The sequence below is a fragment of the Roseomonas sp. FDAARGOS_362 genome (genome assembly GCF_002754815.1).
In the GTDB taxonomy this organism is placed as follows: Bacteria; Pseudomonadota; Alphaproteobacteria; order Acetobacterales; family Acetobacteraceae; genus Roseomonas; species Roseomonas mucosa.
In genome coordinates, this window is sequence record NZ_CP024588.1 from 2,719,284 (window position 1) to 2,741,646 (window position 22,363).

Below are 22,363 nucleotides of genomic sequence, written 5' to 3' on the forward strand. Positions count from 1 at the left end.
CGAAAGGCGTATCGCCCAAAACCCATGCATCCCGGCACCGGATCGGTCCCGCATGCCTTCCAGGCTGGCATTGGCGGGAACGGAAGCGCAAATTCATAATCGTCCCGGTTTCATTCCCTGAGGTAGCGAACCCGCCATGACGCCCCGCCGACTGCACCAGCTGGAAGCATTCCGTGCCGTCATGCAGAGCGGTTCGGTCACGCGCGCGGCGGAGATGCTGAGCCTGTCGCAGCCCGCCGTGACCAAGCTGCTGCGAGCGCTGGAGGAGGAGACACGGCTTGCCCTCTTCGACCGCAGCCGCCGCCGCCTGACGCCGACGCACGAGGCGCGGCGCTTCGAGGCGGAGGCGGAACGCTTTTTCGCCGCCGCCACCCGCATGGACCGGATCGCCAACGACATGCGGAGCGGCGGGATGGGCGAGCTGCGTGTCGCCACCCTGCCCTCCTTCGGCTTCAGCTTCGTCCCCAGTGTGCTGGCCCGCTTCGCACGGCAGGTGCGGCAGCTCCGTGTCTCGGTGACGGTGGCCAGTTCGCTGGAGGTGCATGAGATGGTGGCGGGCGGTCTGGCCGATCTGGGCTTCGCCCTGTCGCTCTCGGCCGCACCGGCCAGTGCCGTGGCGGAGCCCATCCGCCTGCCCGGCATCCTCGTCCTGCCGCCTGGGCACCGCCTGGCACGGCGGCGGCGCGTGATGCTGGCGGAGCTCCAGGGGGAGCCCTGCATCTCCCTCGGACGCCAGTACCGGCTGCGCGACCTGGTGGACGAGCTCTTCGAGCGGCACGGCGTGGCGCCCGTCCCGGTGGCCGAGACGCAGAATGCCGCGGCCGCCTGCGCCATGGCGGCGGAAGGGCTGGGCTTTACCGTGGTGGAGGCCATCACGGCGGCGCAGTTCGCCGGGCGGGTGGTGCTGCGCCCGCTGGAGCCGACGGTGGAATTCCCGGTGAACGTGCTGGCCCCGCCCGGCCGGCCCGTCGCCGTGCTGGCGGCGCGGTTCCTGGAGATGCTGCGTGCCGAGGCCGCAGCGCAGTCCGCCCGGGCCGGCCGGCGATAGGGGAGATGGCGGGCGGCCCTGGCGGAATCGCGGCACCGGGGCGACGGCAGGCGGCCCGGCGATGTAGGCTGGCGGGCGGATGCTGTTGACTGCGATCAGCCCTGTCAGGGAGTACCGTCCGGCGTGACCTCTTCGCGGCAGAGTTTCATCGGCCTGTTCGACCTGTTCCGGATCGGCATCGGCCCTTCCAGTTCCCACACGGTGGGGCCGATGGTGGCCGCGCGGCGCTTTCTGGAGGAAACAGCGGGAGCCGGGCTGCGGATCGCGCGGCTGCGGGCAGAGCTGTTCGGCTCCCTGGCCCTGACCGGGCGCGGCCATGCCACGGATACGGCGGTGCTGATCGGCCTGACCGGCGCCCAGCCCGACACAATCGACCCGGACGAGGCGGCGGAACGGGTGCGGCGGCTCCGCGCCACGCACCGCCTGCCCCTGCCGGATGGGCGGGAGATCGCCTTCGACCCGGCGCAGGACCTCGTCTTCCACATGCGCGAGAGCCTGCCACGCCACCCCAACGGGCTGCGCTTCACCGCCTGGTCAGGGGGCTCATCGGAGGGCCTCGCGCGGGAATACTTCTCGGTCGGGGGCGGCTTCGTCGTCGGCGCGGCGGAGGAGGCGCCCACCGATGCCTCCGGCGGCGTCCCGGAGGTTCCGCATCCCTTCGCCGATACCGCGGAGCTGCTGACCCGGGCGGCGGGGGCTCGCCTGTCCATCGCCGCGTTGATGCGGGCCAACGAGGAAAGCCTGCGCCCGGCCGCCGAGGTCTCCGCCGGGATCGCGCGCCTCTGGGCGGCGATGCGCGCCTGCGTCGAACGCGGTTTGCGCGGGGAAGGCGAATTGCCCGGCGGGTTGCGGGTGCGCCGCCGCGCCCCGGCCCTGTGGCGCGCCTTGCAGGCGCGGGAGGGGCGCAACGAGGCCGACCCGCTGATCGGCATGGACTGGGTGAACCTCTATGCCCTGGCGGTGAACGAGGAGAACGCCGCCGGCGGGCGGGTGGTGACCGCGCCCACCAACGGTGCGGCCGGGATCGTGCCGGCGGTGCTGCATTACTATGAACGCTTCGTCCCCGGGGCGGGCGCGGCGGGGGTCGAGACCTTCTTCCTGGCCGCCGCCGCCATCGGCGCCATCATCAAGCGCAATGCCTCCATCTCCGGCGCCGAGGTCGGCTGCCAGGGGGAGGTCGGCTCTGCCTGCGCCATGGCGGCGGCCGGGCTGGCCGCGGCGCTGGGCGGCAGCAACGCCCAGGTGGAGAATGCCGCGGAGATCGGGCTGGAGCACAATCTGGGCCTGACCTGCGACCCGATCGCCGGGCTTGTGCAGGTGCCCTGCATCGAGCGGAACGCCCTGGCGGCGGTGAAGGCGATCAACGCCGCGCGCCTCGCCCTGCATGGGGACGGGGCGCATCTGGTCAGCCTGGATCAGGTGGTGCGGACCATGCGCCAGACCGGGCTCGACATGTCGCACAAGTACAAGGAGACCTCGCTGGGCGGCCTCGCAGTGAATGTCATCGAATGCTGAGACGGCTGCCTATGGTCTTTGGAGACACGCACGGCAACGTGGGGTTCCGCTGCCCGCAGGAACATGGCTAGGCTCTTTGCGGCAACAATTCCAGCAAGCGAGATTCCATGACGATCAAAGTCAGCGAGCCAGCCTGGGTGCGCGAGTTCAAGACCTTCATTCAGCGCGGCAATGTCGTCGACCTGGCCGTCGGCGTGGTCATTGGTGCCGCCTTCACCACCATCGTCGGCAGTCTCGTCGAGGACATCATCAACCCGATCATCGGCCTCCTGGTCGGCGGGATCGACTTCTCCAACGTCTTCGTCGTGCTGTCCGGCGAAAGGCAGCCTTCGCTCGAAGCCACGCGCAACGGTGGCGCCGCGGTGCTCGCCATCGGCCGGTTCATCAATGCCATCATCAAGTTCGGCATCGTGGCCCTGGCCATCTTCTTCCTGCTGAAGCTGCTGGCGCGTTTCCACTTCACCACCGCGCTGGAGGAGAAGGCGCCCGCCGGGCCGACGCCGACCGAGAAGCTGCTGACGGAGATCCGCGACGAGCTGCGCCGGGATGCTCCGCCCTCGACGCTGCCGGCCTCGCCCGGCACCCTCTGATGCGGCGCCCAGGGCCGCTGGCTTTCCTGCTGCTGGCCCTGGCACTGACGGCCTGGCTGCCGCCGGGCCCCGCCCTGGCGCAGCCGGCCCTGGCCCCGGCGGCACCCCCGCCGGGCTTCGCCGACCGGGAACTGGTGATCGGCACGAAGGACGCGGCCCCCTTCGCGATGAAAAGCGCGGAGGGGCAGTGGCAGGGCATCAGCATCGATCTCTGGCGCCATGTCGCCGACGGGATAGGGCTGCGCTACCGCTTCGAGGAGTTGCCGACCGTCCAGGCCCTGGTCGATGCGGTCGCGGCCGGGCGTGTCGATGCCGGCGTGGCGGCGATCACCGTCACCGCCGCCCGCAAGCGCGTCATCGACTTCACCCAGCCCTTCTATGCCACCGGCCTCGGGGTGGCCGTGCCCTCCGAGGGAGTGACGGCCTGGCTGCCGGTGCTGCGGACCTTCCTGTCCTTCAGCTTCCTGCAGGCGGTGCTGGCGCTGCTCGGCATCGCGCTGGCGGTGGGTGTCCTGATCTGGCTGTTCGAGCGGCGGCACAACAAGCCCTATGGTGGCGGCCCCGTGCGGGGCCTGACGGCGGGGGTCTGGTGGTCCGCCGTGGCCATGACCCAGGCCGGTGCCGCGCAGGACGGGCCGGTGACCACGCCGGGCCGCATCCTGGCCACGGTCTGGATGATCGCTTCGGTCGTGATCATCGCGGTCTTCATCGCCGGCATCAGCTCCGCCCTCACCACCCAGCGCCTGCAGGGCCTGGTCCGCAACGTGAACGACCTGCGGGGCATGCGGGTCGGCGTGGTGGAGGGCTCCTCCGCCGCGGAGTTCCTGACGGCGCAGCGGGTGAGTTGGCGCGGCTTCCCCGGCCCCCGGGAGGGGCTGGCGGCCGTGCAGAAGCATCAGGTCGATGCCTTCGTCCACGATCGCCCCCTGCTGAGCTGGATGATCCGGCAGGATTTCTCCAGCCTCCAGCTTCTCGGCATCAATCTCGACGTGCAGAACTACGCCGTGGCCCTGCCGGAGGACAACGCGCTGCGCCGTTCCCTGGACGTGGCCCTCCTCGACTCGCTGCGGGGCGAATGGTGGCAGCAGACACTGTTCCGCTATCTGGGCTCGGCGGAGATAGAGGGCGCCGGGCGGTAGGGGGCTGCCAACCTCTCGGCCCAGGTACCTGACCTGCTTTCCCCGGGGAATGGTTCCGTGCCCGCCACCTGCCGTGCTTGGCCATCGGTGCCTGCCTGGAACGCGGCTTCTCGGCAAAATGTCAGCGATTTCACCGACGATCGGGTCCGCCTTCCGGGGCAAACCATGGGCAGTACGCGCCAAGGTTGCTGTGATGAATACATAGGCATATGGCGAAGGCCAAGCGCATTGGTAATATACAGACGGCTATGGCAAGGATTTCCTCAGGCCAGCATGAAAAATTCATGATTTTCGGGAGAAGTTTTCTACTTATTCTTTGTTGCTGTGCAGCATTTATGATATTTACATGATATGTTATTTTTAATTCAAGTAGAAAATAATTTTCAATGCTTAATTCAAGTAAATAAGAACAAAATTTAGAAAAATAACATAGTACTTACATGTATTTTTTAAAAGCAAAGCGTTTTTTATTGTTCTTTTCAAAAAAATTTCTATGAGATAATAGGTTATTACATTGCATAATTCGTAATTACAACATAATATTCACAGAATTTTTAGGAATTGAAGTATAAGCGCAGCAGGTTGCTCCCGCACAACAACAACACCACAATCTCAAACTCACGAAAAAAGTATCATTAATGATACGTCGTTACGATTTTTGATGTTGATTTTTGTCTCTTAACCATGCACACCCTTTTTCGGAACCCGCCCTGGCCCGGCACAACCGCCACCGGAGCCGAGACAACCCGTAGGAACAACCTGGAGGCCACAAAGTCATGACCTCGCGCTTCGGCGTGCCTCTTTGCTCTCCATCAAAGAGATGCGGCGAGAATGAGGCTGGCATGCCCAGTCTCCGGTTGAATTCGGCCCGTGGCACGAAGAAGCCGGTCGCCGGCCCGTGCGGCGCCGCGGCCGATCGACTTTATACCCCGGCCTTCGGCCAAGGTCATGATTCCAGGTCCGCCGCCAACCGCTCCGAGTGGAAGAACGCCATGAGCCCCGTCCACGCCATCCCGCGAGGCCCCATGCGGGCCACTCAATTGTTGGAACCGGCCCATCCAGTGGCCATTTGCCCGGAGAACGCCGCATGAACATGCTACCGAGTTCCAACCAGCCCCAGAATGTCCGCGCGGAGATCGTGCAGAACGCACCGCGCGAGATGTCGATCGGCATGGTCATGCAGTCCATCTGGCGCCACCGCTTCTTCATGCTGGTCTGGCTCATCCTGGTGGTCGGCCTAGCCTCGCTGGTCATCTTCAACCTGCAGGCCAGCTACCGCTCCACTGCCCTGGTGGCGCTGGACACGCGCCAGATCCGCTTCACCGAGGTGAGCGCCACGCTCGCCAACCCGTCGGCGCCGATGGATTCCAACGTCGTGCGTACCGAGGTGGAGATCCTGAACAGCGATGCCGTGGCGCGGGAGGTCGTAAAGGACCTGGATCTCGTCAACGATCCGGAATTCCTGCCGCAGCCTTCGCTGCTGACGCGAATCGCCTCGCGCATCCCCTTCCTGGCGGGAATCCTCCCTGCCGCCGAGGAGGAGAAGCCGGTGGACGCGGACACCCGCCTGGCGCAGGTGGTGAACGCCTACAGGAACCGCCTCACCATCTTCAATGACGGCCGTTCCTATGTGATCTCCGTCTCCTTCGAGGCCTCCTCCCCGGCCGATGCCGCGCGCATCGCGAACCGCCATGCCGAGGTCTACATCGCGCGCCAGCGGGCGGTGAAGGACCAGGCCCTGGCCAGCGCCACGAGCTGGCTGGACCGTGAGGTCGCCACCCTGTCCGACCGGCTGAGCCAGTCCGAGCGGGCGATCCAGGCTTATCGCGAGCGCAACGGCCTGCTCAGCCTGGGCGGCGGTGTCGGCGGCGGCAACCGCGCCGGCTCCACCCTGGCGCAGCAGCAGCTCGCCGACGTGGCCGCGCAGCTGGCCCAGGCCCGCGCCGACCTTGCCTCGCGGGAAGCGCGCCTGCGCCAGTCCCGTGACCCGAGCACGGCCGGCAGCGTGACCGAGGTGGTCAATTCCGACGCCCTGAGCCGCCTGCGCGACGCCGAGGTGCAGGCCCGGGCCCGGTTGGCCGAGGTTGCCGGTCAGGCCGGTCCGAACCTCCCGACCGCCCAGCCGCTTCGCGCGCAGATCGCCGAGATCCAGCGCATGATCGGCGCCGAGCAGGCCCGCATCCAGCGCAGCCTGGCCAACGAGGCGACCATCGCCCGGACCCGCGTGGCCGAGCTGACGCAGACGGTGCAGAACCTGCAGTCGCAGCTCGCCACCAGCGAGCGCAGCGGCGCCGAGCTGATGGGGCTGGAGCGCGAGGCCTCGGCCACCCGCGCCCTGTATGAGAGCCTGCTGAGCCGCCAGAAGCAGGTGGCGACGCAGGTCGGCATCCAGCAGGCCGATGCGATCCTCACCTCCCGCGCCACGCCGGCCCTGTTCCCCGCCTTCCCGAACAAGAAGATGTTCCTGGGCGTGGCGATCCTGGTGGCCGTGGCAACGGGCGCGATGGTCGCGCTGCTGCTCGACCGCCGCCGCAAGGGCTTCGAGACGGTGGAGGAGACGGAGGCCGAGATCGGCGTGCCGGTCCTGGCCGCCCTGCCCAAGCCTGCCCGCCGCAACATGACGCTGGCCAACGAGGTGGCCGACCATCCGCGCTCCATCGGCGCGGAGGCGGTTCGTACCCTGCGCAGCATGCTGGCCACGCGGGAGGGCGGCATCCCGCCGGTCCTCGCCGTGACCTCCTCGCTGCCCGCGGAAGGCAAGACCAGCGTCGCCCTGTCGCTGGCGCGCAGCCTGGCCAGCTCCGGCTTCCAGGTGCTGCTGATCGAGGCGGATTTCCGCCGCGGCAACCTGGCCCGGACGCTGTTCAAGAAGCCGGTCGATGTCGGCGCCATCGCGGTGCTGGAGCAGCGTGTCTCCCTGGTCCAGGCGACGCGGGAGGACCCCTCCTCGCCGCTGCACGTGCTGGCCTCGGAGGGCACCAACGCCACGCCGCAGGACCTGCTGGAGCCGTCGCGCCTGCGCCCGCTGATCGTCGCGGCCCGGTCCACCTACGACTACGTCATCGTGGACACGCCGCCGGTCTCCGCCGTCTCCGACGCGCTGCTGATCGGCCGCTCGGTGGACGAGACGCTGCTGGTGGTGCGGGCGGGCTCCACGCCGTCCGCCGCGGTCGCCGCCACGGTGAAGGCCTTCCGCACCGCGCGGCTGCCGATCGCGGGCTTCGTGCTCAATGCGACCGACCCGAAGCGGACCGGCCCCACCGGCTATCCGACCAACCAGCTCTCGCTTTCCTACCTGAACGGCTGAAGCAGAACTCCATGACCGCAGTGTCCCTGCCAAACTCCGCCTTCGCGTCACGCCTGGAGCGCGACGCGGTATGAGCGGGCGGAGCGAAACCGGGGGGCGCCTGCTGGGCCTTCGCCAGGGTTCCACCCGGCTGGTCCGGGGCGTGCTGGGCGGGCGGGGCACCAGCTTCGCCTTCGCCCAGACGCTGCTCACGCAGTTCCTGGTGCTGGCGCTGAACGTGGGGACGGGCATCATCACCGCTCGTCTCCTCGGGCCGGAAGGTCGGGGCGCCTTTGGCGCCATCACCCTCTGGCCCACCTTCCTGTCCACCATGATCATCGGCGGGCTGCCGCTGGCGCAGGTCTACTACATGCGCAACGCGAAGCCCGAGGAGCAGGCGGAGGTGCTCGGCGCCTCCATCCTCCTGGCCTTCGTGCTAGGCATCATCGGCGCGGTGGCGGCGGTGGTGGCGATCCCGCTGGCCATGTCCGGCCATTACCCGGCGGAGGTGGTGGCGCTGGCACCCTATGCCGCCGTGGTGACGGTGATGTCGCTCTTCGCCGTGTTGCTGAAGAACTCCTTCACCGCGCTGGACCGCTTCGGCTCCTTCAACACGATGAGCTGGCTGGACCCGGCGCTGTACCTGGTCTTCCTGGTGGCTGTGGCCTTCGCCATCGGGCTGACGCCGGCGGTGTCGGCCTTTGCGATGTGGACCTCGACCGCGGTCTGCCTTTGCGTGATCGCGTACAAGCTCTGGCGCATCCTGCCGCCGCGCTTCAGCCATCCGGGCCGCTGGCTGCCGGGACTCGTGTCCTACACCGTGCGCGCGGTGGGCATCGGCACGCTGGGCAGCCTGACCTTCTACCTGGACCGGCTCTTCCTGGTGGCGGTGATCTCGCCAGAGGAGTTCGGCCTCTATCTCGTGGCCTTCAGCCTGTCGCGCCTGCTGATGGTGCTGCAGACCGCGGCCAGCGCCGTGATGCTGCCCGCCATGGCCGGCAAGTCTCCCGAGGAGGCGAGCGCCCTGCACGACCGGACCTTCCGCCTGATGCTGGTGGCGGTGATCCTGGCCGGCATCGGCGTCTGGGTGCTGGGCGGTCCGGCGCTGTCCCTGCTCTACGGCAAGGAATTCGGCGCGGCGCATGCTCTCTTCCTGGTGCTGGTGATCGAGGAGGCCTTCTCGGCCCTCGCCCAGGTCTCCAGCCAGCTCTACCTGGCCATGGGGCGCCCCGGCTATGTCTCGATCGCCCAGGTGGCGGCCTTCGCCACGTTGGGCCTGGGGCTGTTCCTGCTAGTTCCCGTGATGGGGGCGATGGGTGCCGCGGTGGCGGCGACCATGTCCTCGCTGGTGCGCATGATCATGATGCTGGCCGGCATGCCACGCGTCCTTGATCTGCCCCGTCCCCGCCTTTCCGTGCTGCCTGCAGAGCTGCTGGGCTATGCACGGAAGCTCGCCCGGTCCTGACCGGGCACAGAAACGAGGTTCGCTGGCGTGTCGATCACCTTCACTGCCGCAAGAAGCCGCTATTCCCGCCCGACGCTGGATGATCGGCTGGCCGATCCGGGGCTGCTGAGCCTCGGCGCCTTCCTGTCGGTATCGGCGGCGCTGCTGGTCCCGATCGTCCTCTATCTCGGCGGGGCGGCGCCGCTGGCGCGGATCCTCTATCCGGCCATGGCCCTGTTCCTGGGCGGCTTCCTCTACCTGCACCGCTCGCCCTGGTATATCGGCTACACGATCCTGCTCTTCTGCTTCGCCTCGCTGGTGCGGCGGCTGGCCGACTACCAGGGCGGTTTCCAGGTCTCCAGCCTGATCCTGACCGCGCCCTACCTGATCTGCATGCTCGGCGCCTTCTCGGCCCTGCGGTACCTGGCGCCGGGGCGCAACCCCTATACGGGGCCCTTCCTGGCCATCCTGTGCAGCATCGCCTATGGCGCGTTGCTCGCCGTGCTGCAGGACCGCTTCATGCTCGGCATGACCGACCTGCTGAAATGGGCCTCCGGACCGCTGCTCGCGATCCACATCCTGTCGCAGTGGCAGCGCGGCGCGGCCATGCGGCAGGTCATCACCTCCACCCTGCTGGTAGTGGCACCCGTCATGGGCATCTACGGGCTGATGCAGTTCATCTATCCCACCCCCTGGGATGCGGAATGGGTGAACAACGTCCGGTTGCTGGGCTTCGATTCCGTCGGCGTGCCCGGCGCCTTCTCGCTGCGCGTCTTCTCCACCATGAATGCCCCGGGCTCCATGGCGGCCTATCTGATGATCGCGCTGCTGATCGCGATGAGCCGGTCGTTCAGCATCTCGGTGCCGGTGATGATTGCCTGTGCCCTCGGCCTCGCCCTGGCGCAGTACCGCACGCTCTGGGGGGCGACATCGCTGGGCCTGGTCCTGCTCCTTCTCTGGGGCACGCCGCAGGAGAAGATGCGGATCTCCCTTGGCGCCATCGTGCTGGTCTTCAGCGCCGGTTTCCTGGCCCTGATACCGGAGATGCAGTTCGCCCTGGAGCAGCGGTTGAATTCGCTGAGCAGCCTCAACTCCGACGCGAGCGGAGCGGAGCGCATGATGCAGTACGTCCGCTTCTTCATCGACAACGACAACCTGCTGATCGGCGACGGCTTCGGGCTGAACTACTATGCCAGTGTCAGCGGCTCGGCGAACGCGGTGGTGGACAGCGGCATCCTGGACAGCGTCCGCGCCCTGGGCATCTTCGGCGGTGCCTTCTACTTCATCAGCCTGTTCATGCTGATCCTCTCGACCTTCCAGTCCGATCCGACACCCGGTTCCAAGCTCTATCTGTACCGCGTGCTGGTGATCATCGCCTTTATCCAGATTCCGCTGGGGGCCGTGCATATCGCCGAAGTCGGTGTCCTGAACTGGATCATGCTCGCCACCGCCCTGACCTTCACGGCCAGCCGTGTTAGGATGGCTTCATGACGGCGATGGCCGCATGACAGTGCGGTGAAGCACAGGTGGGGGAGCCCCAGGCTATGACGAACGCATCGCCCGCGACATCCCACCGGATCGAGTGGATCGAAGCCATGCGCGGCCTTGCGGCTGTGCTGGTCGTGCTGTTCCATGCGCAGGTTGTCGTGGGGCAGAACCCGGTTGACGGGATCATGGGGCGCATCCTGTCCAACGGCGCCCTCGGCGTGGACATCTTCTTCGTCCTGAGCGGCTTCATCATCACCCTCGTCCACCAGGCGGATCTCGGGCGGCCGGACCGTTGCGCACGCTATCTGTGGCGCCGCTTCTCGCGCATCTATCCCGCCGTCTTCATCATGAGCGCCCTGGCCCTGGCCACCTATCTGACGGGCGCGCATGCCAGCGAAACGCAGAAGCTCAATGCCTGGAGCGTGGTGGCGAGCTTCCTGCTCCTCCCCCAGGCCAACATCCCGCTGGTCAACGTGACCTGGACGCTGGTCTATGAGGTCTTCTTCTACGCGGTCTTCGCGCTGGCCATCCTGAACCTCCGTTTCGGCATGGGGTTGATCCTGCTCTGGCAGGCACTCATCGTGCTGCTCCATCTGATCGGCGCCGACCTGACCGCGCCCTGGGCGCAGTTCCTGCGGCCGCAGGCCCTGGAATTCGGGATCGGCGTGCTTGGCGCCTGGCTGGCCCTGTCGCCGCGGCTCCGCGGCAGCCCCTTCGCCGGCACCCTGTTGCTGGCCCTGGGCTGCGCCGGCCTGTTCTGGCTGATCGCGCTGCGGGCGCCCGAGCCTACCAACACCCTCGACTTCCACACCGCGATCCTGGCCGGCGGCTTCTCCGGTGCGGCGCTGCTCGGCGGCACCCTGGTGGAATGGCGTGGGAAGCTGCGCATGCCGGCATTCCTGATCATGCTCGGTGCCATCTCCTATTCGGTCTATCTGGTCCACTTCAGCACGCTCGTGCTGATGGGCAAGTTCATCTGGAAGTACGGCCTCATGCCGGCAGGCTTCCAGGTTCCAGTGATCCTGGTGACCTCGGCGATCGCGATCCTGATCGGCTATGCCTTCCATCACCTCGTCGATACGCCGCTGCAGCAGGCGGCGCGCCGCTTCGGGCAGTCCTATTTCGGCGCCCCGAAGGCGAAGCTCGCCCCCGCCTGGCCTGCCGCGGCCTCCGATCCCTCCGACCGGCTGCGCTGAGCGATGCCCGACCGGAATCCGCCCGTAGCGGGCACCCCCATCTTGCCAGGACCGGTCCGTGCCGGCCGATGGCCATCGCAGGCGATGCCCCGGCGGGCAGTGCCCATGGCCAAGGCCGTCCCGGCGGAACCGCGACGTCAGTGAGGCGCTGATCCATGACCACCCGGAAGCCCACCATCTTCATCGTGCATCCGTCCGACCTGCTGACGGATCATCGCCTCTACGGGGATGGGCTGATCGCCTGCGGCTTCCTGCGCGAGCTCGCGAACCGGGGCTACCGCCTGCATGTCGCCTGCCAGGAGGTGGACCTGAAGGAGCCCATGCCGGGCAACGTGACCTTCCATCCGATCCGGCAGTCCTGGCCGGGCCCTCTGAAGCGCCTGGAATACATGGTCCGGACGCGGCTGCTGCTGGAGAAGCTGCGCAAGGAAGAGACGATCGACATCGTCCACCAGATGAATCCCGTCTTCGTCGGGCTCTCGCTCGGCATGGTGGCATGCGGGCTGCCCGTGCTGCTCGGCACCTATGTGGCACGCTGGCCGGACCAGAACCGCGACAGCCTGAAGGTGCGGCTGGAGACCGGTGTGCGCTGGGCGATCTGCTTCCTGCAGCAATGGCAGGCAACGAACCTGATGCTGACCACCCCGGCCGCGATGGACCGAATCGCCGCACCGGGAATGGTGAAGGACAAGATCGTCACCATGCATCACGGCATCGATGCCGATCTCTTCTCCCCCTCCGGCGAACCGCCGGAGAAGGGGCCGCTGAGCATCCTCTTCTACACCAGCGTCGCCCGCCGGAAGGGCATCTTCGACCTGCTCAAGGCCTTCGAGATCGTCAGCCGCGAGGTGCCCGAGGCCACGCTCAGCATCATCGGGCGGGGCGATCACTGGGAGGAGGTGAACGCGCTGATCGCGACGCTTCCCTGCCGCGACCGCATCCATACCAAGGGGCATGTTCCCCGCGACAGCTCGGTGGAGTTCTTCCGCCAGCACGCGATCTACGTCCTGCCTTCGCATGGCGAGCCCCTCGGCACGACGGCGATCGAGGGCATGGCCTGCGGCAAGCCGCTGGTGGTGACGAACACGGGCGGCCTGCCGTATCTCCTCCCGCCCGACGGCTCCGGCGGCTTCATCGTGCCGCAGGAGGATCCTGAGGCCATGGCCGGGGCGTTGCTCAAGCTGCTGCGCTCGCCGGAAATGCAGCAGCGCATGGGGGCCGCCAACCGCACCTATGTCGAGAAGCACTATGCCTGGACGAAGGTGGTGGACAGGCTGGAGGAGGTCTATGCCGGGCTGGTGACGGAGCGCCATTCCGGCGCGCCGGTGCCGCTGGCTTCCTGACCGCCTTTCCAGGCGGCGAGACTGCGGCCAGCTGGGTCCGCGGGTTGTCTCTTCCCGCGGCCATCCATGCTGGGGGCGGAGCTATCCCGGCCCCGTTCTCAGGGCAGGGTCTCGGCCGCCAGCACCGTTTCCCAGTCCAGGGCGCTGCGGATGATGAAGTCCAGGGCCTCGTAGCGGGGCCGCCAGTCCAGCGTCCGCTGCAGCCGGTCGACGGCGGCGACGAGCGACGGCGGATCGCCGGCGCGGCGCGGCGATTCGACGACCGGCAGCGGTGCGCCGTTCACCCGCTCCACCGCCGTCAGCACCTCCCGCACCGAATAGCCCCAGCCATAGCCGCAGTTCATGGTGAGATTGACCGGGTTCCGCAGGATATGGCGCAACGCCGCGACATGGGCATCAGCGAGGTCCGAGACATGCACATAGTCGCGCACGCCGGTGCCGTCCGGCGTCGGGTAGTCCGTGCCGAAGATCTCGACCTTGTCGCGCTTCCCGGTCGCCACCTCGCAGGCCACCTTGATCAGGTGCGTCGCCTGGTGCGAACGCTGCCCCGCCCGTCCGGCCGGATCGGCGCCCGCGACGTTGAAGTAGCGCAGCGTCACGGTGGAAAGCCCGAAGGCCCGCGCGACATCGAGGATCATCCGCTCCGCCGCGTGCTTGCTGGAGCCATAGGGCGTGATCGGATCGCAGGGCGCATCCTCGGGCACCGGCAGCGTCTCGGGGATGCCGTAGACCGCCGCGGTGGAGGAGAAGACGAGGTGGCGGACGCCGCTGCGCAGGCAGGCGCCGAGGGTGGCGGCGACACCGCCCACATTGTTGCGCCAGTATTCCAGCGGCTGCTCGACGCTTTCCGGCACGATCTGGAAGGCTGCGAAATGCATCACCGCCGAGACACCGTGCCGCAGCATCGTCTCGGCCATCAGGTCCTCGTCGCCGACGGAGCCCTGGACAAAGGGAACATCCGCTGGCACCGCCTGGCGGAAGCCGGTGGACAGGTCATCCAGCACCACGGGCGCGAAGCCGGCATCGCGCAGGGCCAGCACGGCATGGCTGCCGATATAGCCGGCGCCGCCGGTCACCAGGATGCTGCCCATCTCTTCTCGTTCCTTCACTGGGAGATCCGTCCCGCGCCTTTCGCCGGAAAGGGCGAAAACGTCATGTCCCGGAGCACGACACCCTGGTCCTCGCCGTGATAGCGGGAAAGCCGTTTCGCGAGAGGCAGGGGAATTGGACGGAGTCTCATGTTTCTCATAAAATAACAATTCATGCGATGACCCGGCGTGCTGCGCGCCGGTGGGTGCCCGTCGTGAAGCGGGTTCCCCGATATCCCAGCCTGCCCCTTATCGCCGGAGTTCTTCCATGACAGGAATGTCTCTCCAACGCCGTTCTGGCATGCAGCAAATCCCCAGCCCCCGGACAAAGGCGTAGCACGCCCGTGACACAGCGCATCTTCCAGGTCGGCAGCGGCTGGTTCCCGGAACACAAGGGTGGCGCCGAGAACGTCTTCTACAACCTCCATCTCGGCCTGGAGAAACTGGGCTTCGAATCCTGCGGCATCGTTCCCGGCAAGGGACAGGCCGAGATCGACACGCAGGGCCGTTTCCGCAGCTTCCCGGCCGACGCGTCGATGCTGAGCCGCGCCCGCGCGATCCGCGCGGCGACGGACGAATTGCTGCGGCCCCGCCCCGCACTCGCGACTTCGCATTTCGCGCTCTACACCCTGCCCATCCTCGACAAGCTGCGCGCCCTGCCGCTGGTGGTGCATTTCCATGGCCCCTGGGCGCTGGAAAGCGCGGCGGAAGGGGCGAGCAGCCATTCGGTGCGCGTCAAGAAGCTGATCGAGACAGCGGTCTATCGCCGGGCACAGCGGGTGATCGTGCTGTCGGAAGCCTTCGGCCGGATCGCGCAGGAGCATTACGGCGTACGGGATTCCGCGCTGCGGCTGGTGCCGGGCGGGGCCGATCTCTCGGCTTTCACCACGCAGGGTAGCCGCGCCGAGGCACGGACCCGGATGGGCTGGGTGGAGGACCGCCCCGTGCTGCTCGCCGTGCGTCGGCTGGTGCGGCGCATGGGGCTGGACCGACTGATCGAGGCCATGGCCACCCTGCGGCAGAAGCAGGTGGATGCCGTGCTCTACATCGTCGGTAAGGGGCCGGAGCGTCTGGCGCTGGAGGAACTGGTGCGGCGGCACGGGCTGGAGGACACGGTCCGCTTCGCCGGCTTCGTGCCGGACGAGCTGCTGCCGGTCGCCTACCGGGCCGCCGACCTCGTCGTCGTTCCCACCGCGGCGCTGGAGGGCTTCGGCCTGATCGCGGTCGAGGCCCTGGCCTCGGGCACGCCGGTCCTGGTGACGCCGGTCGGCGGGCTTCCGGAAGTGGTTTCCGGTCTTTCGCCCGATCTGGTCCTGCCCGGAAGCGATGCGGACAGCATCGCCTCGGGGCTGGCCGCATCGCTGACCATGCCGGGCCGCCTGCCGGACGAGGCAGCCTGCCGCCGCTATGCCGAGGCCAATTTTGCCTGGCCGGTGATCAGCGAAAGGATCGCGGCCGTTTATCGCGAACTGATCTGACGCGACCGTTCCGCCCCGGCTGATACAGGCGGCGGTTCTTGCTGGCCCTTTTGCGCGTCATGGGTCCGCCGCGTGCTGGGGGCAAGGCGCTGCCTCGCCCCCAAACCCCCACTCCGCCAGGACGCTGCGCGCCCTGGACCCCATTCGTTGGTGCCCGGCAATGCTGGATCGCACCGGGAAGCATGGCTTCCCCGCCGCTGCGGGCGCCACCAGCGCGGGCGAGATGTTTCCCTCCCGGGAGCCCCGCCGACCCACCTGCTCGCCAGGGGCAGCCACGGGCGCGGCGCCGCAGCTCAGGCGGTGTCGGTATTCGCCTGAAGCATCCCCTTGACCGGAGCATGTGCCTCGCTCCGGAGCACCCGGCATTCCGGAAGGGTGCATCTCCCCCGAACCGGCACCTTAAGGCCTTTTCAACCACGATCGCCGATGATCCGGCCAAGGGCATCTGCCGCAGCCTCGCGGTCGGTTCCTGAAAGGAAGTTTTTTCACTGTGGTCTTGAGACTTTTAGATCACTTCCTATAGTTGTATTTGCTCTTTACGACTTCGCGTGCTGGGGATTAAATCCAGCGAGCCTCGTGTCGGAGACACCCATCGTGACGGACGCATTGGATCTGTCACCCCGCGCCCCAAGCCAGCCGGAGCAGCTCCGGCGCCCCTTGTCGCGCAACTCGACCTATCCCTTTCCCTGGCCCACGCCACGGCAAAGCGAAATTCCTGTTGCCACCCCGGACGATGAACAGGCCGGGTCGCTATGGCGGGGGTTGGCCTGGGCCTCCGCACTGGGGGCCGTCTTCTGGCTTCTGGTCGGTCTCGTGGCCTATTGGATGTTCTGACAAAAAATCCCCCTTCCTGTTCAGGAAGGGGGACCGGTAGGTCGGGTGGGTTCCAGGCATTCATGCCTGAACCTGTCTGGCAAGGGCCACAGTACGGAGAGGCGAAGTCTCGCCGCGCCGGCCCTTTGTGGCCTCAGTCGGCCTTTAGCGTCGCGAAGCCGCCGAACACGGTCTTGAAGATGATCTTCAGGTCCAGGGTGATCGACCAGTTGTTGATGTACCAGAGGTCGAGATCGACGCGGCGATAGGCCTTGTCCAGCGTATCCACCTCGCCGCGGGAGCCGTTGACCTGGGCCCATCCGGTCAGGCCGGGCTTGACGCGGTGGCGCAGGCGGTAGTGCTCCACAGCCTCGAAGTAGTAGTTGCCCTCGACCTTCATATGCGTCGCGTGCGGTCGCGGGCCGACCAGGGACATGTCGCCGCGCAGCACGTTCAGCAGCTGCGGCAGCTCGTCGATGCTGGTGCGGCGGAGAATGCGGCCGACCCGGGTCACGCGCGAGTCGCGTGCCGTGGTGCGGGCCTCGCCGGTGGTGTCGCCGCGGTCCGTGTACATGCTGCGGAACTTCAGGATCTGCACGGGCTGCGTGCCGAGGCCGAAGCGCCACTGGCGGAAGAAGACCGGGCCGGGCGAGTCCAGCTTGATCGCGATGGCCGCCATGATCAGCACCGGCGCGATGAGCGGCAGGGAAGCCATCACCAGGGCGATGTCGAGGCCCCGCTTCACCGAGTCGCGCCAGTCGTCGAACTGGCCCGGCAGCAGGCGCAGCAGGACCGGGTCGTCCAGGTGGCTGGAACCCCGGGCGGCACGCTCCAGCGCCACCGCGTCGAAGCCGACGCAGATATGCACGGGGCGATCGCCGAATTCCTCGCAGATGGCCTGGATGCCTTCGGCGTCCATGCCGGCCAGGGCGATGATGTCCACCTCGCCCTGCTCGATCAGCTGGTCGAGCATGACCATGTTCTCGGGCATGTCGTCCTGCAGCACCGCCAGCACCTGGCGGTGGCCACGGCTGCGCTCGGTCAGGATGCGCGCGAGGGCACCGGCCTGCGGCGAAGGGCCGAGGACCACGATATTGGTGGTCAGGCTCTCCGGTCCGGCGATCAGCCGCGTGCCCAGGAGGCGCAGCGCCGCGGCGAGCGCGGTGGAGATGACGGCCCAGCTCATCAGCAGCAGCAGGTCGCCGCCCAGCCCGGTCGTGGAGCCCAGCAGCAGGCGGCCCACGGCGATACCGCTGAAGGCGATCATCACCGCCGCCGCGCTGCGCACGGAAGAGACGTAGGTGGAGCCGACATGGTGGGCGCTGGTGCGCCGCAGGCCGCGCCGCACGAAGAGAGCCAGCGTTGCCGCCAGGAGGCCGATTCCGGCCACACGGCCGGGGCTCAGGTTCAGGTCCGGTGCCGGAGCAGCCTGGAAGGCGAGGCAAAGAGCCAGGCCCACCGCCAGAACCTGCGCATAATCACCAATCGCCATGAACAGCCGGAGCGTGCCCCGGCGGGGTCGCTGCCGCCGCTGCGGGCGGAAGGCTGCCGGCTGGGACAGCATCTTCCGGATCGCCGGATTGGTCTTAATGCGTCTTGGGTCGCCCATGTTGTATCCCTCAACACAATACCGGTCAGTTGAACGCGAACCGGATCTTCGACTTCTGGAGTGGTCGTGCTGTCACGGTTCGTGGGGTCGCCCTATCTTTTGCACTGCAATATGGGCAAAAGCGAGCAAAACTTTTCGAACAATCTTGATAAAGATACTCGGATCATTTTCCGAAAACAACTCTTACTTCAAGTTGAGAAAGATATACTTTACTCAACCAGGAGTTGATCTTGGCTTGCCTGTGATCGATGGATGAAACATGCACACCCGTTGAATCGCCCATCTTCGGGCCGATCAAGGAACGTCCTATGGAAAGCGAACAAGCCGCGTGACCGTCCTCAACAGGAAACCGACAATGCGCATAGCCCTCGTGAGCGACTCGATTTCTGCCTATGGCGGTGCGGAGCGGGTGATCGAGCAGATCCTGTCGCTCTACCCACAGGCAGACATTTTCGCCGTGGTGGACGTGGTGCCACCCGACCAGCGGGGCTTTCTTGGCGGGCGACCGGTGCGGACGTCCTTTCTCCAGAAGATCCCGAAGATCGAGCGCCTGTATCGCTCATTGCTGCCGCTGTGGCCGCTGGCCGTCGAACAATTCGACGTGACCGGTTACGACCTTGTGATCAGCAGCCATCACAGCGTGGCCTATGGCGTGCTGACCCGGCCCGACCAGCCGCATGTGTCCTATGTGCATTCGCCGATGCGCTATGCTTGGGACCTGCAGCACGAGTACCTGCGCGAGGCGAAGATGGAAAGCGGACCGAAGAGCTGGCTGGCCCGACGCATGCTGCATTCCGCCCGGATCTGGGATTTCTGCGCGGCGCAGCGGCCCGAGACGATGGTGGCCAATTCCGCCTTTGTCGCCAACCGGCTGCGGCGCACGCACCGGCGGGAGGCCGGAGTGGTACACCCACCGGTCTATGTGGACACGCTGCCGCCGCCCGGCTCGGTGGAGAAGGAGGACTACTACCTCTCCGTCTGCCGGCTTGTGCCCTACAAGCGCGTGGAGCTCCTGGCCCGCGCCTTCGCCCGCATGCCGGAGAAGCGCCTGAAGATCGTCGGCAACGGGCCGGAGCTGAAGCGCCTGCGGGAGATGAAGGTGCCGAATGTCGAGGTCCTGGGCCGCGTGCCGACGCCGGAGGTGCATCGCCTCCTGGCCGGGGCGCAGGCCTTCATGTTCGCCGGCATCGAGGATTTCGGCATCACCGCTGTGGAGGCCCAGGCCGCCGGCACGCCGGTGATCGCCTATGGCGCCGGCGGCTTGGCGGAAACCGTGCTGGGCCCCGACCATGACGCCCCGACCGGGCTCTTCTTCGCCGAGCAGACGGAGGACGCGGTGATCGCCGCCGTCCATGCCTTCGAGGGCAGCCGGGCGCGCTTCACGCCGGAGAACTGCCTGGCCAATGCGCAACGCTTCTCCACCGAACGTTTCCGCAGCCGCTTCAAGGCCGTCGTGGACGATGCGCTGGAACGTGCCCGGGCCCAGGCGCCCGCCGGGCTGCACGGGGGCGATGCACCGCGCCAGCCGTTGCCCGGGGCGCGGCTGGCGGCGGCCGAGCCGGTCCAGTCGTGACGATGCGGCGCGGCGACACCGGCCCGACGCGGCGGCAGGTCGGGGCGGGACTGCTGGCGGCCGCAGCGGCCATGGGGGCGGCGGGAACCGCTCCGGCCCTGGCGGCGCCCGGGCCGGGCGGCGCGGAGGGCCCGGGGGGGAGCCAAGGCCTCCAGGCCATGGCCGCCGACTCGCTCGTGGACAGCATCGGCGTCAACATCCATTGCTGGCCCGGCAACAGCTACATCGAGGGCGATCGCTGGGAGAAGGTGATCCTGCCGGCGCTGCGGGAGCTGCGCATCCGCCACGCACGCGATGGCGTCGGCCTCGACCGCGGGGTGCTGGCCCGGCTGCGGCAGGTGGCCCAGCTCGGCATCCGGCTGACCCTGCTCAGCGGGCCGGAGGCGACCTCCTCGGTGGAGCTGTCCCGGGCGCTGGACGAGGTCGGCCGCGAGAACATCGCCATGCTGGAGGGCGTGAACGAGCCCGATGGCTGGTGGGGCGGCCGTCCCGGCCATACGCCGGAGATGGCGATCGACCACCAGCGCATCCTGTCCGGGATCGGCCGGGCACGGGACATCCCGGTGATCGCCTCGGCGCTGATCCAGGCGGGCAACCGGGCGCGCTTCGCCCGGCAGGGCCCCTATGCCCAGTATGGCAACGTCCACCCCTATCCGGCCGGCCGCATGCCGGAGACCGGGGGCTGGGGCGACAACGGCTATGGCAGCCTGCGCTGGGCGCGCGACCTGCTGGTCACGCCGCTGCTGGGGCCCAAGGCGCCCTTTGTCGCCACGGAAGCCGGCTACCACAACGCCATCACGCAGAAGGCGCGGTCCACGAACCCGCATTCCGGCTGCCCGGAAGCCGTCTCCGCCGCCTATGAGCCGCGCCTGTTCCTGTACTACCGCCGCTTCGGCGTGGCGCGGAGCTTCAAGTACGAGCTCTTCGACCAGGGTACGGACAAGGACGATCCGGAACAGAATTTCGGCTGGCTGCGGCATGACGGGTCGCGCAAGCCGGCTTTCCATGCCATGCGCAACCTGATCGCCGCCTTCTCCGACCCGGGTAAGGCCTTCGCCCCCGCCCGGCTGCCGGTCGGCCTGTCCGGGGAGATGGAGGGGCTGGAGACCGCCTTGTTCCAGAAGCGCGACGGCAGCTTCCTTCTGGCCCTCTGGCTGGCGAAGTCGCTTTGGGACGTGCACAGCTTCACCGAAACGCCGGTGCCGCCGCAGCAGGTGCGGATCGCGTTGGGCGACCGTATCCGCCAGGCCGCTGTGAACCGGCCCAACGAGGATTCGCGCTTCCAGGAGGCCGCCCTCGCCGGCGGCGGCATCACCCTGCCGGTGACGGCCCAGGTCACGCTGCTTCGCCTCACCCCGCGCTGAACATCCCCTCGCAACCCCTGCCCGCGCCCTTCCCGGTGCGGGCCCGAACCGGATAGGGCACTGGACACGGCATGGACGGCCACGACCTCCCCTCGGCGACCGCATCGGACGCCCGGCCTGCGACGGCGGGCGCCGCCACGGCGCCGCGCGTGCTCTTCGTCAACCATTCCAGCCGCACTGGCGGAGCGGAGTTCATCCTGCTCGCCAACCTGCGCGCCTTCGGAGCCGAATCCTCGGTCTGGCTGTTCGAGGACGGGCCGCTGAAGGCCGCCCTGGCCGATTACCCGCTGCGGGTCCTGATGCCCTCGCGCCCTTCCGGCTTCACGGACATCAAGCGCGACCAGGGCATGGCGCGCGCCGCGCTGCCGATGCTGGGCGGCATGCTGCGGATGGTGCGCGAGATCGCGGCCGCGGCGCGGCGGCACGACATGGTCTATGCCAATTCGCAAAAAGCCTTCGTGCTTTCCGCCCTCGCGGCGAAGCTGGCCGGGCGGCCGTTGGTCTGGCACCTGCACGACATCCTCACCCCGGCGCATTTCGGCGGCGGCCAGCTCAGGCTGCTGCGCACGCTGGCGCCGCTCGCCACCCGGGTGATCGTGCCGTCGCAGGCCGCGGCGGATGCCTTCATCGCGCTGTGCGGCCGGGCGGACCGGGTGCGGGTGGTGCCCAATGGCGTGACCCTGCCGCCCGACCCGATGGCCGGCACCGGCATGGCGCAACGCCGCGCGGCGCTGGGCCTGCCGGTGGAAGGCTTCCTGGCCGGCGTGTTCAGCCGCCTGTCGCCCTGGAAGGGGCAGGCGGTGCTGCTGCGCGCCGTGGCGAAGGTGCCCGGGGCGGTGGGCATCGTCACCGGCGACGCCCTGTTCGGCGAGGACGAGTACGCCGCCGGCCTCAGACGCCTGGCGGAGGAGCTGGGCATCGCCGGGCGCGTCCATTTCCTGGGCCACCGCCACGACGTGCCAGCGCTGATGCGCGCCATGGATGTGGTGGTGCATCCCTCCACTGACCCGGAACCCTTCGGCCGCACCCTGGTGGAGGCCATGCTCTGCCGCACGCCGCTTGTCGCCGCCGCGGCCGGCGCCATCCCGGAGATCGCCGGGGACAACGAGGCCGGGCTGCTGGTCCCGCCCGGCGACGATTCGGCCCTGGCGGCGGCGCTGCTGCAGATCCGGGACGACCCCACGGCCACCCTGGCCCGAGTCGAGGCCGGCGAGCGCCGCGCTCTCGCCTTGTTCAGCGAGGACCGCATGCGGGAAGGTGTGCTGTCCGCGGTGCGGGAAGTCTCCCGGCGGCACGGGGGCTGAAAGCCGCTACCTGTGCGTGTCGGGCTGGAATCTGTGGCCGGAAAGCCATAACCGGCGCCGCAGAACGTTACGGCTCTATTATTCC

The 22,363-nt window shown here is 67.9% G+C and carries 15 protein-coding genes; 13 read left to right on the forward strand and 2 right to left on the reverse strand.

From position 1 onward, the window contains the following. The first annotated feature begins 136 nt into the window (after positions 1 to 136). The 9 genes from CTJ15_RS17100 (at position 137) to CTJ15_RS17140 (ending at position 13,049) form a co-directional block, all read left to right on the forward strand. Complete coding sequence (locus CTJ15_RS17100; RefSeq protein ID WP_037251932.1) at positions 137 to 1,048, forward strand: LysR substrate-binding domain-containing protein; 912 nt, start codon at positions 137 to 139, stop codon at positions 1,046 to 1,048. Between the two features lie 123 nt (positions 1,049 to 1,171). After that, positions 1,172 to 2,563 (forward strand): L-serine ammonia-lyase, encoded by a 1,392-nt coding sequence (locus tag CTJ15_RS17105; protein ID WP_019462026.1) that lies wholly within the window; start codon positions 1,172 to 1,174, stop codon positions 2,561 to 2,563. Between the two features lie 107 nt (positions 2,564 to 2,670). After that, positions 2,671 to 3,153: a large-conductance mechanosensitive channel protein MscL gene (gene mscL / locus CTJ15_RS17110; protein ID WP_075821646.1), complete on the forward strand. Its 483-nt coding sequence runs from the start codon at positions 2,671 to 2,673 to the stop codon at positions 3,151 to 3,153. Beyond that, complete coding sequence (locus CTJ15_RS17115) at positions 3,153 to 4,292, forward strand: transporter substrate-binding domain-containing protein (protein ID WP_075821645.1); 1,140 nt, start codon at positions 3,153 to 3,155, stop codon at positions 4,290 to 4,292. The genes mscL and CTJ15_RS17115 overlap by 1 nt, the downstream gene beginning before the upstream one ends. A 1,087-nt stretch (positions 4,293 to 5,379) precedes the next feature. Next, positions 5,380 to 7,599, forward strand: a complete 2,220-nt coding sequence (locus CTJ15_RS17120) for a polysaccharide biosynthesis tyrosine autokinase (protein ID WP_099781754.1) — start codon at positions 5,380 to 5,382, stop codon at positions 7,597 to 7,599. A 70-nt stretch (positions 7,600 to 7,669) separates the two neighbouring features. Next, positions 7,670 to 9,043, forward strand: coding sequence for a lipopolysaccharide biosynthesis protein (locus CTJ15_RS17125; protein WP_019462022.1), 1,374 nt, complete (start codon positions 7,670 to 7,672; stop codon positions 9,041 to 9,043). Between the two features lie 27 nt (positions 9,044 to 9,070). Further along, a complete protein-coding gene (locus tag CTJ15_RS17130) occupies positions 9,071 to 10,513 on the forward strand; it encodes a hypothetical protein (protein WP_075821643.1) in 1,443 nt (480 codons plus the stop codon). Between the two features lie 53 nt (positions 10,514 to 10,566). Next, complete coding sequence (locus CTJ15_RS17135) at positions 10,567 to 11,706, forward strand: acyltransferase (RefSeq protein ID WP_075821642.1); 1,140 nt, start codon at positions 10,567 to 10,569, stop codon at positions 11,704 to 11,706. Between the two features lie 155 nt (positions 11,707 to 11,861). After that, positions 11,862 to 13,049, forward strand: coding sequence for a glycosyltransferase family 4 protein (locus CTJ15_RS17140; RefSeq protein WP_019462019.1), 1,188 nt, complete (start codon positions 11,862 to 11,864; stop codon positions 13,047 to 13,049). 98 nt (positions 13,050 to 13,147) lie between these two features. On the opposite strand, the gene galE is transcribed toward CTJ15_RS17140, so the two are convergent. Then, complete coding sequence (galE, locus tag CTJ15_RS17145; protein ID WP_019462018.1) at positions 13,148 to 14,140, reverse strand: UDP-glucose 4-epimerase GalE; 993 nt, start codon at positions 14,138 to 14,140, stop codon at positions 13,148 to 13,150. Between the two features lie 341 nt (positions 14,141 to 14,481). Between galE and CTJ15_RS17150 the strand changes: the two genes are divergently transcribed. Further along, the gene (locus tag CTJ15_RS17150) at positions 14,482 to 15,615 is read left to right on the forward strand and encodes a glycosyltransferase family 4 protein (protein ID WP_019462017.1); all 1,134 of its coding nucleotides are present in this window, start codon (positions 14,482 to 14,484) and stop codon (positions 15,613 to 15,615) included. Between the two features lie 967 nt (positions 15,616 to 16,582). Here the strand turns inward: CTJ15_RS17150 and CTJ15_RS17155 are convergent. Next, positions 16,583 to 17,920: a sugar transferase gene (locus CTJ15_RS17155; RefSeq protein ID WP_157223118.1), complete on the reverse strand. Its 1,338-nt coding sequence runs from the start codon at positions 17,918 to 17,920 to the stop codon at positions 16,583 to 16,585. A 472-nt stretch (positions 17,921 to 18,392) separates the two neighbouring features. Between CTJ15_RS17155 and CTJ15_RS17160 the strand changes: the two genes are divergently transcribed. The 3 genes from CTJ15_RS17160 (at position 18,393) to CTJ15_RS17170 (ending at position 22,278) form a co-directional block, all read left to right on the forward strand. Beyond that, entirely contained in the window at positions 18,393 to 19,610 is a 1,218-nt protein-coding gene (locus tag CTJ15_RS17160) for a glycosyltransferase (protein ID WP_075821639.1), read from the forward strand. Positions 19,611 to 19,768: 158 nt separating this feature from the next. Next, the gene (locus CTJ15_RS17165) at positions 19,769 to 20,974 is read left to right on the forward strand and encodes a hypothetical protein (RefSeq protein ID WP_126281907.1); all 1,206 of its coding nucleotides are present in this window, start codon (positions 19,769 to 19,771) and stop codon (positions 20,972 to 20,974) included. Positions 20,975 to 21,045: 71 nt separating this feature from the next. Beyond that, entirely contained in the window at positions 21,046 to 22,278 is a 1,233-nt protein-coding gene (locus tag CTJ15_RS17170; RefSeq protein ID WP_099781755.1) for a glycosyltransferase family 4 protein, read from the forward strand. The last annotated feature ends 85 nt before the right edge of the window (positions 22,279 to 22,363 follow it).